Here is a 16,446-nt window from a genome sequence, read left to right as displayed (position 1 = left end):
CCTTTCAGACACTTCTCAGTCGCCCTCAGTCGCTCGTCATCGCTGCATCGATTCCCAGACCTTGTACAGGCGCTTCACCGAAACCGGCATCGGCGTGCGCAATTCCTGCGCGAAAAGCGACACGCGCAATTCCTCCAGCAGCCAGCGATATTCGGCGAGCCGCGCATCCGCGACGCCTCCGCGCTGCGCAAGCGCGCGCTGATGATGCTGCGCGAGCGGCTGAAGATCGGCGAAGAGCCGTGCATCGCGGGCCGGGTCGGCCTTCAGCTTGTCGATGCGCAGCCCGATGCCCTTCAGATAACGCGGAAAGTGCGCAAGCTGCGCATAAGGCGTGTCGATGACGAAGCGTTTGCCGATCAGCGCGCCCGCCTGCGCCTGCATATCCGCATACGCCGACGCGAACGATTTCGCCTGCGCGAGCTTTTTGGCCAGCGCCGCGTATTCCGCGAGAATCGTGCCGACGAGCCGCGCGATTTCGTTCGCGAGCAGCGTCAGGCGCCCTTTCGCGGCGTCGCGGCGCGCGTGGAAACTGGCGTCGTCGTCGGGAAGCGGGTCTTGCAGGCACGCGCGATCCAGCGCCGTCTCGACGATCTGATCGCGCAACTCCTCCGCGGTGCCGAGCGCCATGTATTGCATGGACATCTCGCGCAGGCCCGGCAGGTTCTTCTCGAGATAGCGGATCGGCTCGCGCAATTGCAGCGCGAACAGCCGCCGCAAGCCCGCGCGATGAATCCGCGCCGCCTCCTCGGGCGAGTCGAACACTTCGACGTCGCAATGCGTGCCGCGATCGACCAGCGCCGGATAGCCGAACAAGGTCTGCCCGCGCCGGCGGATTTCGAGCAGATCGGGCAGCTTGCCGAAGTTCCACGTCGTGAGGTTTTCATAAAGCGCGGTGCCCTCGCCGGGTTGCGGCGCTTGCGGCGGCGATTCCGATTCTCCCGAGAGCGCATCGAATGCCGCCGCCGAGGTCAGCTTCTGGAACTGCTGCTGCGCCTGGCCGCCGAGTTCCGCACGCAATTGCGCGAGGTTGCGGCCCATCGCGAGCTGGCGGCCATGCTCGTCGATCACCTTGAAATTCATGAACAGATGCGCGGGCAGCGTTTCGAGCTTGAAGTCCGCGCCCCGCACCGCGACCTGCGTCTGCTCGCGAATATCGGCGATGAGCGTATCGACGAGCGCGCCCGCGCCGAACTTCGGCCCGGCGTGCCGCTCGGCGAATCCCGCCGCGTATTCCGGCAGCGGCACGACGTGGCGGCGCAGCTTCTGCGGAAGCGACTTCAAGAGCAGTTGCGCCTTCTCCTTGATCATGCCCGGCACGAGCCATTCGACGCGGCGCGCATCGACCTGATTCAGCCCGTAGAGCGGCACTTGCAGCGTCACGCCGTCGCGCGGCGCGCCCGGCTCGAAGTGATAGGTGAGCGACATCTCGATGCCCGACATCGTCATGCGCTTCGGGAACAGATCGGTCGTGACGCCGGCGGCTTCGTGGCGCATCAGGTCGTCGCGCGAGAGGAACAGGAGCTTGTCGTTGCCCTCTTTCTTCTGCTCGTCGCGATACCAGCGTTCGAACGCGGCGCCCGTCCACATGCCGTCGGGAATCAGCGCGTCGTAGAAGCCGTGGATGAGTTCGTCGTCGACCAGCACGTCCTGTCGGCGCGACTTGTGCTCCAGTTGCTCGATATCGGCCACCAGCTTGCGGTTGTGCGCGAAGAACGGCAGGCGCGTATCGAATTCGCCTTCGACGAGCGCGCCGCGAATGAACAGCTCGCGCGCGTATTTCGGGTCCTGCTTGCCGAAACTCACGCGCCGGCGCGCGTAGACGGTCAGGCCGTAAAGCGTCGCGCGCTCGTAGGCGACGACCTGCGCGGCTTTTTTCTCCCAGTGCGCGTCCGAAAGCGATGTCTTCAGCAAGTGCGCACCGACCGTCTCCAGCCATTCCGGCTCGATTTTCGCGATGGTGCGCGCGTACAGCCGGCTCGTTTCGACGAGCTCGCCCGCCATCACCCAGCGCCCCGCTTTCTTCAGCAGCGCCGAGCCCGGCCACAGATGAAACTTGATGCCGCGCGCGCCGAGATAATGCGGCTCGTCGTCGGCCTTCAGACCGACATTGCCGAGCAAACCCGTCAAGAGCGAAAGATGAATCTGCTCGAAGGTCGCATCGGATTCGTTCAGCCGCCAGCCGTGTTCGCGCACGACCGTCAGCAATTGCGAATGCACGTCGCGCCATTCGCGCAACCGCAGATGCGACAGGAAGTTCGCGCGGCACGCATCGGCAAGCTGCTTGTTCGATTTCTTGTGCGCGACGGCGTCTTCGAACCACTTCCAGATGCGCGTCCACTGCAGGAATTCGGAACGCTCGTCGACGAACTGGCGATGCGCCTGATCCGCCTGCTCCTGCGCTTCGATCGGCCGGTCGCGCGGGTCCTGCACGGACAAGGCGGAGGCGATGATCAGCACTTCCGCGAGCGCGTGATGATCGCGCGCCGCGAGAATCATTCGCCCGACGCGCGGATCGAGCGGCAGGCGCGCGAGTTCGCGGCCGAGCGGCGTGAGCGCGTTGTCGTCGTCGACGGCGCCGAGTTCGTTCAGCAACTGATAGCCGTCGGCGATGGCGCGGCCCGGCGGCGGCTCGATGAACGGGAACGTTTCGATCGCCGTCAGATGCAGCGACTTCATGCGCAGAATCACGGCGGCGAGCGACGAGCGCAGGATTTCCGGATCGGTGAAGCGCGGCCGCGACTGGAAATCGGCTTCGTCGTAGAGACGGACGCACACGCCGTCCGCGACGCGCCCGCAACGGCCCGCGCGCTGGTTCGCCGCCGCCTGCGACACCGGCTCGATCTGCAACTGCTCGACCTTGTTGCGATACGAATAGCGCTTCACGCGCGCGCTGCCGGTATCGACGACATAGCGGATGCCCGGCACCGTCAGCGACGTTTCCGCGACATTGGTCGCGAGCACGATGCGCCGCGCGTTCGAGGGCCTGAACACGCGCTCCTGCTCCTGCGCGGACAGCCGCGCGAAAAGCGGCAGAATTTCCGTGTGCGGCGGATGGTGCTTGCGCAGCGCTTCGGCGGCGTCGCGGATTTCGCGCTCGCCCGGCAGGAACACGAGCACGTCGCCGGGACCGACGCGGCACAGTTCATCGACGGCATCGACGATGCCTTCCATCAGATCGCGATCCGTTTTCCGGTCGTTGCGCTTCGGTGCCGTGCCCTGCGCGTTCTTGATCGCCTCGCTTTCCTCTTCGATCGGCCGGTAGCGCACTTCCACCGGATACAGCCGCCCGCTCACTTCGATGACCGGCGCGGGTTTTTCGTCGCTGCCGAAATGGCGCGCAAAGCGTTCGGCGTCGATGGTCGCGGAAGTGACGATCAGCTTCAGGTCCGGGCGCTTCGGCAGGATTTCCTTCAGATAGCCGAGCAGAAAGTCGATGTTGAGGCTGCGCTCGTGCGCCTCGTCGATGATGATCGTGTCGTAGGCCTTGAGGAGCGGATCGGTCTGCGTTTCCGCGAGCAGGATGCCGTCCGTCATCAGCTTGACGGACGCGCCCGGCGCGAGATTGTCCGTGAAGCGGACCTTGTAGCCGACCACTTCGCCAAACGGCGTGCCGAGTTCTTCCGCGATGCGCCTGCCCGTGGCCGATGCCGCGATACGCCGCGGCTGCGTGTGCCCGATGAGCCCGCCGCCGCCCGCGCCGAGGCCGCGCCCGAGCGCGAGACAGATTTTCGGCAGTTGCGTGGTCTTGCCGGAGCCGGTCTCGCCGCTGACGATCACGACCTGATTCGCGTCGATCGCGCGCGCGATCTCCTCGCGCCGGCCGGAAACGGGAAGCGCTTCGGGGAACGTGATCGGCGGAACGGGATTCGGCGTGACGACGCGCGGCGCGCGCGGCTGACGCGGTTCGCGCGGTTCAAATACTTCGGACGGGCGTTCGGATTTCGGCGCTTCGTTTCGGCGTTCGACGACTCGCGGTGCGCGTGGGGTCGTGTCCGGCTGGCGAGTTTCGGCGGGCCGGTTCTGCGCGACCCGTTGCGGAAGGTCGCGCTTCGGTCGCGGTTGCGGTTGTGGTTTCGCTTGCGGTTGCGGTCGCGAAGCAGCCTGTGCTGCTCCGCGCTCGTCGTCTCGCGGCTTGCGCGAAGGCTGATCGGGTTGTGGCGGCGGTGTTTTCTTCGCAGGCTGCGGACGCTGATCGGATTTCGCCGGCGCTGTCTTAGCAGGCTGCGGACGCTCAGGCGCTTTCGGCTGCGGCGGTTTCGGAGCCGCTGCGGCCTCCGCTTTCGTGCCCGCAAACCGCCGGGCGGCGAGTTCCTTCTTGCTCAATCCCGCCGTCTCGCCGGCGGCGCCCGCGCCTTCGCCCTCCCGCGCTTCGCGCAGCAGGCTTTCACGCAGCTTCTTCAGCTGGTCCTGAGTGTCGGTGGCTTTATCGGCGGATTGGGGCGTGCCCTGCTGGCCGGGGCGGGCGGGTCGGAAAACATTCGGCATAGCGTCGCATTATAATCCCGGGATGAATTCCCAAACCGACCTCACGATGAGCACACAGGCGGCCTCGCAGCCGGTTGCGGCAGAGCCCGAAGCACCGAATCCCCTCGCCCAGTTCGTCGAATGGATGCGCTCCGTCGCGCCGTACATTCACGCGTTCCGGAACAAGACCTTCGTCGTCGCGTTCGGCGGCGAGCTGGTGCACGAAGGACGCCTGAACGCGCTCGTGCAGGACGTCGGCCTGCTGCACGCAATGGGCATCCACGTCGTGCTCGTGCACGGCTCGCGCCCGCAGCTCGACGAGCAACTGAGCCTGCACGGCGTCGAATCGTCGTTCTCGCACGGATTGCGCATCACCGACGCCCGAGCGCTCGAATCCGCCAAGGAAGCGGCCGGCGAAGTGCGCCTCGACATCGAGGCCGCGATCAGCCAGGGCTTGCCGAACACGCCGATGGCCCACGCGCACATCAGCGTGGTGTCGGGCAACTTCGTGACGGCTCGGCCGGTCGGCATTCTCGACGGCGTCGATTTCCAGCACACGGGCGTCGTGCGCAAGATCGACGGCGACTCCGTGCGCCAGTCGCTCGCGTCGAACAAGATCGTACTGCTCTCGTCGCTCGGTTTTTCGCCGACGGGCGAAGCGTTCAATCTGTCGATGGAAGACGTCGCGTCCGCCGCGGCCATCGCGCTGCGCGCCGACAAGATCATTTTCGTCACCGAGATCGACGGCCTGGTCGATGCGGAAGGCGCACTGATTCGCGAAATGTCGCTCGACGACGCCTATCGCCTGCAGGAAAGCGGCGAATTGCAGGGCGACACGGCGTTCTATCTGAAGCATACGGTGCGCGCGTGCCGCGGCGGCGTGGCGCGCGGGCACATCATTCCGTATTCGCTCGACGGCAGCGTGCTGCTCGAACTCTTCCTGCACGATGGCGTCGGCACGATGATCTCGTACGAGAATCTCGAAAGCCTGCGCGAAGCGACGCCGGACGACGTCGGCGGCATTCTCACGCTGATCGAGCCGCTCGAATCCGACGGCACGCTGGTGCGGCGCGGGCGGCACCAGATCGAACGCGATATCGACCACTTCTCGGTGATCGAGCACGATGGCGTGCTGTTTGGCTGCGCGGCGCTCTATCCGTACACGCAGGAGCGCATCGGCGAGATGGCGTGCCTGACGGTCGCGCCCGAGGCGCAAGGTTCGGGCGACGGCGAGCGGCTCCTGAAGCGCATCGAGCAGCGCGCCCGCGCGCGCGGTTTGACGCGCATCTTCGTGCTGACGACGCGCACCGAGCACTGGTTCCTGAAACGCGGCTTCGTGAAGGTGACCGTGGACGACCTGCCCGAAGACCGCAGGCGCCTCTACAACTGGCAGCGCAAGTCGCTCGTCCTGATGAAACAGCTTTGAACAACATGATCTGAAGCGCGAGACACGCGCTTCGTCCCCGCTACAGAGGAGAAACTCACAATGGCCCGAATGGTTCAATGCGCGAAGCTCGGCAAGGAAGCCGAAGGACTGGATTTCCCGCCGCTGCCCGGCGAACTCGGCAAGCGCATCTACGAAACGATCTCCAAGGAAGCCTGGCAAGGCTGGCTCAAACAGCAGACGATGCTCATCAACGAGAATCGTCTGAACATGGCCGATCCGCGCGCGCGCCAGTACCTCATCAAGCAGACGGAAAAATACTTCTTCGGCGAAGGCGCCGATACGGCTTCGGGCTACGTGCCGCCGCAAAGCTGAAAGCGCGTTCAGTCGCCCTGCAAGAACCGGCCCATGCGGCCGGTTTTTTCTTGTCCGCGCGCCGGGAAATTGGTCCGTTCAGTACACCGTGAGATTCGGCGCAATCCTATAGCCAGCAAGGGATCGGGCGCTTCGCACGATACCGTAGGAAGTAAGCGGTTTGCACATCGTCTGTCATCGTGTTATTATCTTGCTCGTTATCAACAGCAATTCACCATCATTCACGCGTAATTGTTTCCGAAGCACGCTTCGGCTCATCGCGCGGTAGTGACAGTTTTCATACAAAGAGGCGCGTCGGTTTCAAGCAACAACGCCGGCCTTTTTCGTCTCAAGCAGTTTTTTCGCCGACGTCGCGGCCCACCCGCGGCAGTTCACGTTTTCCGTAGAGCTCGCCGTCCGCACGTCAAACTCGTTTGTTTCACCGAGTGCATTTTCGCGACCACACCCGCGCGAGGCACCGGCACCGTGTTTCTTTTCGCTCATCAGCGTCGAGCCGTTCGGCCCGAGGCTGTGGGAAGCCTTTGCTTTCGTCTCAAGCGTTCGCGGCGCCGTCTCGAAACTGCACTATCCCGGCAATTGGCGTCCGTCCTCCGCGGCGACGCACCCGAAGTTCCTTGCGGGCCTTCGGGATCGAATACGGAGTTTTTCGAACTATGTCTTCTCTTCACGAGGGCCTTTGGCGCAATAACGAACCATCGAGTCAGAAGCCCGACCTCACCCTCGACGACATCACCATCGTCGATCAATCCTTGTTGAAGCGCGCCGTCGGCGCCATGGCCATCGGCAACGCGATGGAGTGGTTCGACTTCGGCGTGTACAGCTACATCGCCGTGACGCTCGGCAAGGTGTTCTTCCCGTCGTCGAGCCCGGCGGCGCAGTTGCTCGCGACTTTCGGCACGTTCGCGGCCGCGTTTCTCGTGCGCCCGATCGGCGGCATGGTGTTCGGCCCGCTCGGCGACCGCATCGGCCGCAAGCGCGTGCTCGCGATGACGATGATCATGATGGCCGTCGGCACCTTCTGTATCGGCCTGATTCCGAGCTACGACACGATCGGCGTGATGGCGCCGGTGCTCCTGCTCGTCGCACGCCTCGTGCAGGGCTTTTCGACGGGCGGCGAGTACGGCGGCGCGGCGACCTTCATCGCCGAATTCTCGCCGGACAAGAAACGCGGTTTCATGTCGAGCTTCCTGGAGTGCGGCACGCTGGTCGGTTACGTGCTTGGCGCGGGCGTCGTCGCGGTGATGACGGCCGTCATGTCGCAGGACGCGCTGCTTAGCTGGGGCTGGCGCATTCCGTTCATCATCGCGGGTCCGCTCGGCCTGATCGGTCTGTACATCCGGATGAAGCTCGAAGAGACGCCGGCGTTCCAGCGCGAAGCCGAGAAGGCGGAAGCCGTCTCGCACGAGACGACGAAGCAGCAGTTCCGCGAGACGCTGCTCCAGCAATGGAAGCCGCTCCTGCAGTGTGTCGGCCTCGTGCTGATCTTCAACGTGACCGACTACATGGCGCTGTCGTATCTGCCGAGCTATCTGTCGGCGACGCTCAAGTTCAACGAGTCGCATGGCCTCTTCATCGTGCTCGTCGTGATGGTGCTGATGGTGCCGCTGACGATCCTCGCGGGCCGCCTGTCGGACGCGATCGGCCGCAAGCCGGTGATGCTCGCAGGGTGTATCGGCTTGCTGGTGCTGTCGATTCCGGCGCTGCAACTGATCCGCGTGGGCACGGTGCCGTCGATTTTCGCGGGCATGATGATGCTCGGCGCGCTGCTTTCGACGTTCACGGGTGTGATGCCGTCGTCGCTGCCCGCCCTCTTCCCGACGAAGATCCGCTACGGCGCGCTCGCGATCGGCTTCAACGTGTCGGTGTCGCTGTTCGGCGGCACGACGCCGCTCGTCACGGCATGGCTCGTCGACACGACCGGCAACCTGATGATGCCCGCGTACTATCTGATGGGCGCGTCGCTGATCGGCATCGTGTCCGTGCTCGCGCTCTCCGAAACGGCGAAGAAGCCGCTGAAGGGCTCGCCGCCGGCGGTGTCGTCGAAAGCGGAAGCGCATGCGATTCTGCGCGGCCATCGTGAAGCCGCCGAAATGGACGATACATTCCCGGAAGGCACGGTGCGCGCCTGACGTCCGCGCGATGGAAAAAGGAGCCGGCGCTCGATGCGCCGGCTTTTTCACGTCATGAGCTGCACGATGTGCGCTTGCGGCTTGCCATCGTCGATATCGAGCAGCGCGAGCGAAATCGGCAATTTGAAACGGCGCGGCCCCGCGCTGCCGGGGTTCACGAAAAGCACCGCGCCGCGATGCTCGATGACCGGCTTGTGCGAGTGGCCCGTCACGACGACATCGATGCCGTCGAGCTCCTTCGGCGCATCGGCGATGTCGTGCACGACGTGGATCGTCGCGCCGCCGAGTTCGATGCGCGCATGCGCGGCGAGGTGCGCGACGCCGTCGCCGATATCGTTATTGCCGCGCACGACCGTGAGCGGCGCGAGCGAGGCGAGCGTATCGAGCACGTCGCGTTTGCAGATATCGCCCGCGTGGATGATGTGCGCGACCCCGCGCAAAGCGGCGAGCGCCTCGGGGCGCACGAGATTGTGGGTGTCGGAGATGACGCCGATGCGCATTGCGTGCCCTCGCGCATGATTCGATGCCGACGATTATGAGGGCAATGGTAGAATCGCGTCCGCCCTGCCGGGGTGATGAAATTGGTAAACATAGCGGACTTAAAATCCGCCGCCTCACGGCTTGCCGGTTCGAGTCCGGTCCCCGGCACCATCCGCCACCTCGAAGCCCCCCCTCACACCGCGTTCAACAGCCTCTGCGCATCCCTCACGGCATCGAAAAGCGCCTCGATCGCCGTATCGCGATCCAGGAGGCACACATGTTCGATATCGAACGGCAGCGCGTCCACATCGATGAAGCGTACCGTCCCCGCGAAGCAGTCGCGCGACTTCCCCCTGCGCACGGAAGCGATGTAATGGGGCGTGATATACAGGGCAACGGGCGACATGGCGGCCTCGGGTCGATCCGGACGATGAGCCCAGTCTAGTGACGCCGGCCGCCGCCCGGCACCCGCCCGACGCGGGGAGCGCGCCCCCTCTTTCGCGGCCCCGCCGCTACACCGAATGCCCCAGCACGCGGGCGACGTAATGCCGTCCCCACGCCTCGCCGTGCGCGATCGCCTCGGCGACGGTCTCGAACAGGCCGTGGTCGCCCGTCATTTCGCCGGAATCGTCGGCGAGCTTCGAACCGTGCAAGGGCTGCTTGTCGAGCCGCGTCACGCGCACGCGAATCGCATAGCCCTCGGACGGGGCCACACCGGCTTCCTCGTCGGCCTCGTCGGTCTCGCGCGGCCGGGGCACGGCCTGCATGGCAAGCAGGTAGTCGCCTACTTCGATGTCCTTCTGCATGGCGGTCGCCTCCATCGCGATCGAACGCGCTCGAAAAAACGCCAATGCCGATTGTGCTACCGCATCGCGCGGTAAAACAAGCCGTCGGGCGGCACGCGTGTTATAAAGCTTCGCCCGACTTTCATCACGCTCCGATGCACCTCGCGGCATCGGGCTTCGAACCGGATTCATCGATGAAGCTTCGCCTGCTCCTGCTCTTTATCCCCCTCGCGTATCTCGCGGGCTGCACGTCCTACTACAAGAACGTCGAAGCCTGCAAGGACAAGGCGCGCGCCGAGTATCCCGACGCCGCGAGCGCACCGCTCAGAATCACCGGCTCCGGCGCGAGTTATCATGGCTCGCGGGTGGTCGTGCACGGCACGATCCAGAACCCGCCGAAGCCGCCCGCCACCAAGCCGGTGATGGTCACGGCAGCCGCCGAATGCACGTTCCGCGAGACATCGATGACCGGTTTCCAGTGGCTCGTGCCCGCGAAACTCGCGCCAAAGCCGCCGGCAGAAGACGCCGACGAATAAAGCCGATCCCCCGCCCGCGACGAGGAGAGACACGCGCATGCTGCTCGCCCAGATCAGCGATCTGCACATCACGCCGCCGGGCACGCTCGCCTACGGCCGCGTCGATACGGCCGCCTTTCTTTCCCGCGCCATCGGCGTGCTCAATGCGCTCGATCCGCGCCCCGACACGGTGCTCGTCACGGGCGATCTCGTCGACGCGGGCGGCATCGACGAATACCGGCATCTGCGCACGCTGCTCGATACGCTCGAGATGCCGTGGCGCGTGCTCGCCGGCAATCACGACGATCGCGGCAATCTGCGCGCGGTGTTCGGCGATCGCCCCGAATTCGCGGGCCACGAGGCCTTCCTCCAGTACGCATTCGATGTCGGCGGCGTCCGCGTGATCGCGCTCGACACGCTCGATCCCGGCTCGGGCGCGGGCCGGCTGTGCGCAACCCGCCTCGGCTGGCTCGAAGCGGAGCTCGACGCCTCGCGCGAACGGCCCGTGCTGATCGCCATGCATCATCCGCCGTTTGCGTGCGGTATCGGCTTCATGGACGACATTCGCCTCGCCCCCGACGACAGCCGCGCGCTCGACGCGCTCCTGCGGCGTCATCCGAACGTGGAGCGCATCGTGTGCGGCCATGTGCATCGGGCGATCACCGCGCGTTTCGGCGGCACGATCGTGTGGTGCGCGCCCTCGACGGCGCATCAGGTCGCCCTGCAACTGAAGCCCGATGGCCCGGAAGCCTTCGTCATGGAGCCGCCCGCATTCGGGCTGCATCTGTGGCGCGCGGATCTCGGCCTCGTCACGCATTGCGTGAGCGTCGAACAGGGCGGCGGGCCGCAGCCTTTCTAACGGCGCGGCGCGCTGCGGCGCGCGCGCGTCTTGCGTATGATCGGCGGCTGGTCATCATGCCCCGCGATCCATGCCCGCTTCTCCTCAGTCGAATCCGTCCGAGCGCCATCCGCATTACTCGCGCGCGACGCTGTGGCTGCTCGCCACCATCGCGGGCGTCTCGGTCGCCAACATCTACTTCAATCAGCCGCTGCTCGACGACTTCCGCGCGAGCTTCCCCGAAAGCGCGTGGCTGATCGGCGCGGTGCCCGCGTCGACGCAACTGGGCTATGCGCTCGGCATGCTCGTGCTCGCGCCGCTCGGCGACCGCTTCGACCGGCGGCTTCTGATTCTGCTGCAACTCGCGGCGCTCGGCGTGTCGCTCGTCGTGGCGGCGAGCGCGCCGACGCTCGCGGTGCTGATCGCGGCGAGCCTTGCGATCGGCATCGTCTCGACCATCGCGCAGCAGGCGGTGCCCTTCTCCGCCGAACTCGCGCCCGCGGCCGAGCGCGGCCACGCCGTCGGCATGGTGATGAGCGGTCTCTTGCTCGGCATCCTGCTCGCGCGCACCGTGTCCGGCTTCGTCGCCCAGTATTTCGGCTGGCGCGCAGTGTTCGGCGCATCCGTGATCGCGACCGTCGCGCTCGCGGTCATCGTGATCGCGCGGCTGCCGAAGAGCCGGCCGACTTCGACGCTGTCCTACGGCAAGCTGCTCGGCTCGTTGTGGCGTCTCACCGTGGAAAGCGCGGCGCTGCGCGAAGCCGCGCTGACGGGCGGCGCACTCTTCGCAGCGTTCAGCATCTTTTGGTCGATCCTCACGCTGCTGCTCGCGGGCGCGCCGTTTCACATGGGTCCGCAGGCGGCGGGGCTGTTCGGCATCGTCGGCGCGGCGGGGGCGCTCGCCGCGCCACTCGCCGGGAAATCCGCCGACAAGCGCGGGCCGCGCGCCGTCATTTCGCTGTGCATCGGGCTCGTCGCGCTGTCGTTCGTCGTGTTCGCCTTTTCGGCGACGAGCATCGTCGGGCTCGTGATCGGCGTGATCGTGCTCGATGTCGGCGTGCAGGCCGCGCAGATTTCGAACCAGTCGCGCATCTACGCGCTCAAGCCCGAAGCGCGCAGCCGCGTGAACACGGTCTACATGGTCGCGTATTTCATCGGCGGATCGCTGGGATCGGCGGCGGCCTCGCTCGCCTGGCACGCGATGGGCTGGACGGGCGTGTGCCTGGCCGGGCTCGCCGCGACGGCGCTGGCCGCCTTCAGCCACTGGCGCGGACGCGAAGGCGCTCAGACGCGCTCGCGCGCGTAGTCGTGCAGCGCGTCGAGTACGCGATCGAATTCGAGGGATTTGTCGAAGAAGTGACGCACGCCGAATTGCAGGCACCGCTCGCGGTACGCCGGCAGTGCGTGATTGGTCAGCACCGCGACGAACGCGCCGCGCGCGCGCGCCACGCCGCTCGCTTCGAGCCAGGCGAGCACGTCGATACCCGAGCCGCGCTTCAGTTGCAGATCGACGATCACCGCGTCGAACGCCTGCGACGACAGAAGCGCGATGGCGTCGTCGGGCGTATCGGCGAACGCGGTCACGCGCCAGGACTTGAGCGCCTCGATCGCCTCGGTCAGGCTGCGGCGGATCAGCGGCGAGTCCTCGATCAGCAGCGCCGCAAGCGGCGCGAGCGGCGCTCTTCGTCGATCGTCGGTCATGATTTGATCGCCCACGTCGGGCACCCTCCGCGCCGCTATTCGATCAGTCCGTTCTTGATCGCGTAATAGGTGAGATCGGCGTTATTGGCGAGCCGCATTTTTTCCAGCACGCGCGCGCGGTACGTGCTCACCGTCTTCACCGACAGATGCAGTTCCTGCGCGATCTCCGTCGGAATCTGGCCGCCCGCGAGCTTGCAAAAGATCTGGAACTCGCGCTCCGAAAGCAGTTCGTGCGGCCGCTCGGCGGCGGGCTTGTCGAGCTTGTCGGCGAGCGCATCGGCGATGAATTCCGACAGATACCGATGCCCGCGCGCCACCGTGCGGATCGCACGCACGATTTCGTCCGGCGCGGCGTCCTTGTTCAGATAGCCGTTCGCGCCCGCCTTCAGCAGGTTGATCGCGTACTGGCTCTCCGGAAAGCCCGACAGCATCAGCACGCCCTGCTCCGGCCGGATCTGCTTGATCACGCGCAAGGTGTCGACGCCGTTCTTGTCGGGCATCGCGATATCGAGCAGCACGACGTCGAACGCCTGCTCGCGCACGCGCGCGATGGCCTCGTCGCCCGTCGCGGCTTCCGCGGTGACTTCCATGTCGGGCTCGTCCGCGACGAACTGCCGGAACCCGCTGCGCACGATCGCGTGATCGTCGGCTATCAAGACTCGAATCATTCGGGTCGTCCGCGCTGCCGGACGTTCTTGTAGGAGTTGAGCGGTCATCGTTCGGATGCGCCGGACGCGCGCGCTGCGCACAAGGCGCGTCCGGCGCGCGAGGCCTTATCCGTTGCGGCCGGCGAGCAGATCGGCCATGTCGTCGGCGTGCTCTTCCTCGACGGCCAGGATCTCTTCGAAGAGTCGCCGCGTCGTGACGTCCTTGTCGCCGAGATAGCGGATGATCTCGCGATACGTATCGATCGCGATGCGCTCCGCGATCAGATTCTCGCGAATCATGTCGATCAGATCGTGGCCTTCCTTGTACTCCGAATGCGAGCGCGACTTCAGGCTGTCGGGCGCGAAATTCGGCTCCCCGCCCAGTTGGACGATGCGCTCGGCGAGCGTGTCGGCGTGCTCCTGCTCCTCGTTGGCGTGCTCGAGAAACTCCTGCGCGACGGCTTCCGAATGGATGCCCTTCGCCATGAAATAGTGGCGCTTGTAGCGCAGCGTGCAGACGATCTCGGTCGCGAGCGAGTCGTTGAGCAGCTTCAGCACGGTCTCGCGATCGGCGCCATAGCTCGACGTGACGGGACCTTCGTCCATGTGCTGGCGCGCGTCGGCGCGAATCTTGTCGAGATCGAGGACGAAGGCGTCCGTGGACTGGCTCGGCGCGGCTTTTACAGCAGACGATTTGGACATTTGGTTCGCTCCTCACAGATAGGAATGAGATGACGGTCGCTGGATCGGGCGTGCGCGCTCGTGAAGCGCGGCTTATCTATAGCGCCCTGCTATTCAATCAGGGACTGCGATGCATGCGGCATGCCTGATCGCCCGAAAAGGCCGCGCGGCGGACGAGAATCCCCCGCGCGGCCCGATGGCTCGCGGTTCGGCGCGAACCGCGCGTCACGTTCGGAAGACGCCGAGCAGCAACGTGACCACGAACACGACGAGAAAAATGAAGAAAAGGATCTTCGCGATTTCCGCCGCGCCGGCCGCGATGCCCGTGAAACCGAACACGGCCGCGATGAGGGCGATGACGAAAAAGACAGCAGCGTAGTGAAGCATGTGACCTCCTGCAAAAACGGGTGATGGGAACCGGTGTCGCGCTATCGGCTGAGCGCGGCGCTAATCGATGGCTTTTTTCGTGACGACGAAGCCCAGCACCAGAAACACGACGCAGAGAATCAGGAACAGCACGAACAAGAACTTGGCGATGGCGGCAGCCCCGGCGGCGACGCCCGTAAAGCCCAGCACGCCGGCGATCACAGCCACGATCGCGAAAAACAATGCCCACTTGAGCATGATCGTTCCCCGTAAGAATGGATGACGCATCCATCCTAGCGACGCGTTTCTGGACGCGCATTCGGGCAGGCTCCTTTTTTGCTGTGGGAATCCACCGACACCTGCTTTCAAATCGGCTGCGCGCCGTGAAACGCCGATCCGACGACACCATGAGCCACATACCGACGATGCTGCCCGGGGAATCGCCACTTCATTCGCCACCGGAATCGCCGATCTTCGCCGACGACTCCGCCATGCCGAAAGCCGCCGCCCGGCCCGCGCCCGCGGGCATCGCGCATCGCGCGTCGCGCCTGAACGACTGGATGCGCCGCTATAGCTGGGCCGTCGCGATGACAGTCGCGATCGTCATCACCGTGGGCGGTCTCGTGATCCTGGAGTCGGGACGCATGCGGATCGCGGCGGAGTACGAAACCGCGCTCGACGCCAAAGGCGCGACCGCGCAACTCTCGACACTCGCCGCCGATATTGCGACGCTCACCGCCGACGAGCGCGGCTTTGCGCTCAAGCCGGACGGCGCGTATCAGGCGCATTTCGCGGACACGGCGGCACGCGTGCGGCGCACGCTCGCCTCGCTCGATGCGTATTACCGGCGCATCGGCGACGACGCGGCGCTCGCGAGCTTCGCGCAAATCCGCGCCGCCGCCGACGATGAAATCGCGCACGGCACGGCGCGTCTCGCGGAGCCATCGAAAGACGCCGCCGATGCCGCCGTCCCCACGCCGGCCGACGCGAGCGCGAGCGCAGGCACGAGCGCGACCCTCGACGCCGCGCTCGCGCTCCTGCGCCTGAACGAAGAACGGCGCGCCCAGCACGCGCTCGATGCGAGCCGCGCCGATCAGCGCATCTCGACGCTATGCGTCGCTGCGCTATGCGCGCTCAACATCGTGTTGTTCCTGCTGCTCTTTCGCAATCTGGGCATTCAGCTCGACAAGCAGGCGCGCGTGCAGAAGGCGCTCATCACGCAGCAGGAGGAGCTGGATCAGCTCGTATTCGCGCGCACGCGGCAACTGGAAGCGCTCGCGTGGCATTTGCAGTCCGTCAGCGAAAACGAAAAGACGGAGCTCGCGCGCGAACTCCACGACGAGCTCGGCTCGATTCTCACCGCGAGCAAGATGGATGTCGCGTGGGTGCGCGGCAAGCTGAAGGACGCCGAGCCCGCGATGGCCGAAAAGCTCGCGCGCGCGCTCGGCAATCTGGATCAGGGCATCGCGCTCAAGCGGCGGATCATCGAAGACATGCGCCCGACCGTGCTCGCCAACTTCGGGCTCGTGACCGCCCTGCGCTCGCTCGCCGACGAAGCCGCGCAACGCAACGGCTGGAGCATCGAATTCGATTTGCCGGGCGAAGACGTGAAGCTCGGCGAGGCGATCGAGATCGCGCTCTTTCGCGTCGCGCAGGAGTCGCTCACGAACGCGGCGAAATACGCGCGCGCGAGCCGCATCCGCGTGGCGCTTGGCGTCGGTGAAGAGAACGTCTCGCTCTCGATTACCGATGATGGCATCGGCATCCGTCCGCAGGATCTGAAGCGCACGCAGACGCATGGGCTCGTCGGCATGCGTCAGCGCGTGTCGGCGCGCGGCGGGCGCTTCGAGATCGAGCGCGTCACGCCGCACGGCACGGCGATCAGCGTATCGATGCCGCGCGAGCGCAGCGCCGACGCCACCGACCTGGCGCAATCCGCGTAAGACGATGCCGACACGAAGTGCGGACGCCGCCGACACGAAAATCGCATGCGTGCCTACAGCCCGCGACGCCGCGCTTTTTTATGATTACTAGACCGATAGGCCGGGCGGCATGAGGCGTCCGTCACTCGAAACGATGCG

General features: G+C 65.6%; 17 protein-coding genes and 1 tRNA gene. 8 read left to right on the top strand and 10 right to left on the bottom strand.

What is annotated here, in order from left to right; genetic code table 11:
* Positions 1 to 36: 36 nt before the first annotated feature.
* Complete coding sequence (gene hrpA / locus AWB70_RS04380; RefSeq protein WP_235024139.1) at positions 37 to 4,485, bottom strand: ATP-dependent RNA helicase HrpA; 4,449 nt, start codon at positions 4,483 to 4,485, stop codon at positions 37 to 39.
* Between the two features lie 22 nt (positions 4,486 to 4,507).
* Between hrpA and argA the strand changes: the two genes are divergently transcribed.
* On the top strand, positions 4,508 to 5,890 hold the full coding sequence (gene argA / locus AWB70_RS04375) for an amino-acid N-acetyltransferase (protein WP_014190946.1): 1,383 nt from the start codon (positions 4,508 to 4,510) through the stop codon (positions 5,888 to 5,890).
* Between the two features lie 60 nt (positions 5,891 to 5,950).
* Positions 5,951 to 6,223: an oxidative damage protection protein gene (locus tag AWB70_RS04370; protein WP_008350541.1), complete on the top strand. Its 273-nt coding sequence runs from the start codon at positions 5,951 to 5,953 to the stop codon at positions 6,221 to 6,223.
* Positions 6,224 to 6,523: 300 nt separating this feature from the next.
* Here the strand turns inward: AWB70_RS04370 and AWB70_RS38190 are convergent, their stop codons facing one another.
* The gene (locus AWB70_RS38190) at positions 6,524 to 6,706 is read right to left on the bottom strand and encodes a hypothetical protein (RefSeq protein ID WP_143281610.1); all 183 of its coding nucleotides are present in this window, start codon (positions 6,704 to 6,706) and stop codon (positions 6,524 to 6,526) included.
* Between the two features lie 170 nt (positions 6,707 to 6,876).
* On the opposite strand from AWB70_RS38190, the gene proP reads away from it, so the two are divergent.
* Positions 6,877 to 8,352 (top strand): glycine betaine/L-proline transporter ProP, encoded by a 1,476-nt coding sequence (proP, locus tag AWB70_RS04365; protein WP_053567814.1) that lies wholly within the window; start codon positions 6,877 to 6,879, stop codon positions 8,350 to 8,352.
* Positions 8,353 to 8,399: 47 nt separating this feature from the next.
* On the opposite strand, the gene AWB70_RS04360 is transcribed toward proP, so the two are convergent.
* A complete protein-coding gene (locus tag AWB70_RS04360; protein ID WP_053567813.1) occupies positions 8,400 to 8,852 on the bottom strand; it encodes a metallophosphoesterase family protein in 453 nt (150 codons plus the stop codon).
* Positions 8,853 to 8,918: 66 nt separating this feature from the next.
* On the opposite strand from AWB70_RS04360, the gene AWB70_RS04355 reads away from it, so the two are divergent.
* A tRNA-Leu gene (locus AWB70_RS04355) sits at positions 8,919 to 9,003 on the top strand.
* Positions 9,004 to 9,025: 22 nt separating this feature from the next.
* Here the strand turns inward: AWB70_RS04355 and AWB70_RS04350 are convergent.
* Together AWB70_RS04350 and AWB70_RS04345 are read right to left on the bottom strand one after the other, a co-directional pair.
* On the bottom strand, positions 9,026 to 9,238 hold the full coding sequence (locus AWB70_RS04350; RefSeq protein WP_041730253.1) for a hypothetical protein: 213 nt from the start codon (positions 9,236 to 9,238) through the stop codon (positions 9,026 to 9,028).
* Between the two features lie 106 nt (positions 9,239 to 9,344).
* On the bottom strand, positions 9,345 to 9,638 hold the full coding sequence (locus AWB70_RS04345) for a hypothetical protein (protein WP_041730987.1): 294 nt from the start codon (positions 9,636 to 9,638) through the stop codon (positions 9,345 to 9,347).
* A gap of 173 nt (positions 9,639 to 9,811) precedes the next feature.
* On the opposite strand from AWB70_RS04345, the gene AWB70_RS04340 reads away from it, so the two are divergent.
* The 3 genes from AWB70_RS04340 to AWB70_RS04330 all read left to right on the top strand — a co-directional run bounded on the left by AWB70_RS04340 (position 9,812) and on the right by AWB70_RS04330 (position 12,276).
* Positions 9,812 to 10,153 (top strand): hypothetical protein, encoded by a 342-nt coding sequence (locus AWB70_RS04340; RefSeq protein WP_235024138.1) that lies wholly within the window; start codon positions 9,812 to 9,814, stop codon positions 10,151 to 10,153.
* A gap of 37 nt (positions 10,154 to 10,190) precedes the next feature.
* Positions 10,191 to 10,991 carry a phosphodiesterase gene (locus AWB70_RS04335; RefSeq protein WP_053567812.1) on the top strand — a complete coding sequence of 267 codons (801 nt, stop codon included), beginning with the start codon at positions 10,191 to 10,193 and terminating at the stop codon, positions 10,989 to 10,991.
* Positions 10,992 to 11,061: 70 nt separating this feature from the next.
* Entirely contained in the window at positions 11,062 to 12,276 is a 1,215-nt protein-coding gene (locus AWB70_RS04330; protein ID WP_053567811.1) for an MFS transporter, read from the top strand.
* On the opposite strand, the gene AWB70_RS04325 is transcribed toward AWB70_RS04330, so the two are convergent.
* The 5 genes from AWB70_RS04325 to AWB70_RS04305 all read right to left on the bottom strand — a co-directional run bounded on the left by AWB70_RS04325 (position 12,255) and on the right by AWB70_RS04305 (position 14,623).
* Positions 12,255 to 12,671, bottom strand: coding sequence for a response regulator (locus AWB70_RS04325; protein WP_053568108.1), 417 nt, complete (start codon positions 12,669 to 12,671; stop codon positions 12,255 to 12,257). The two genes, AWB70_RS04330 and AWB70_RS04325, sit on opposite strands and share 22 nt — an antisense overlap.
* A gap of 35 nt (positions 12,672 to 12,706) precedes the next feature.
* The gene (locus tag AWB70_RS04320) at positions 12,707 to 13,339 is read right to left on the bottom strand and encodes a response regulator (protein ID WP_053567810.1); all 633 of its coding nucleotides are present in this window, start codon (positions 13,337 to 13,339) and stop codon (positions 12,707 to 12,709) included.
* A 105-nt stretch (positions 13,340 to 13,444) separates the two neighbouring features.
* Entirely contained in the window at positions 13,445 to 14,020 is a 576-nt protein-coding gene (locus tag AWB70_RS04315) for a ferritin-like domain-containing protein (protein ID WP_014190937.1), read from the bottom strand.
* Positions 14,021 to 14,224: 204 nt separating this feature from the next.
* Positions 14,225 to 14,386: a DUF1328 family protein gene (locus AWB70_RS04310; RefSeq protein WP_008350559.1), complete on the bottom strand. Its 162-nt coding sequence runs from the start codon at positions 14,384 to 14,386 to the stop codon at positions 14,225 to 14,227.
* Positions 14,387 to 14,446: 60 nt separating this feature from the next.
* Complete coding sequence (locus AWB70_RS04305) at positions 14,447 to 14,623, bottom strand: DUF1328 domain-containing protein (protein WP_008350561.1); 177 nt, start codon at positions 14,621 to 14,623, stop codon at positions 14,447 to 14,449.
* 233 nt (positions 14,624 to 14,856) lie between these two features.
* Between AWB70_RS04305 and AWB70_RS04300 the strand changes: the two genes are divergently transcribed.
* The gene (locus AWB70_RS04300; protein ID WP_053568107.1) at positions 14,857 to 16,308 is read left to right on the top strand and encodes a sensor histidine kinase; all 1,452 of its coding nucleotides are present in this window, start codon (positions 14,857 to 14,859) and stop codon (positions 16,306 to 16,308) included.
* Positions 16,309 to 16,446 lie beyond the last annotated feature (138 nt).

This window comes from Caballeronia cordobensis (assembly GCF_001544575.2).
Lineage (GTDB): Bacteria > Pseudomonadota > Gammaproteobacteria > Burkholderiales > Burkholderiaceae > Caballeronia > Caballeronia cordobensis.
The sequence above is the reverse complement of the archived record's forward strand: the minus strand, read 5'-3'. Positions and strand labels throughout refer to the sequence as shown.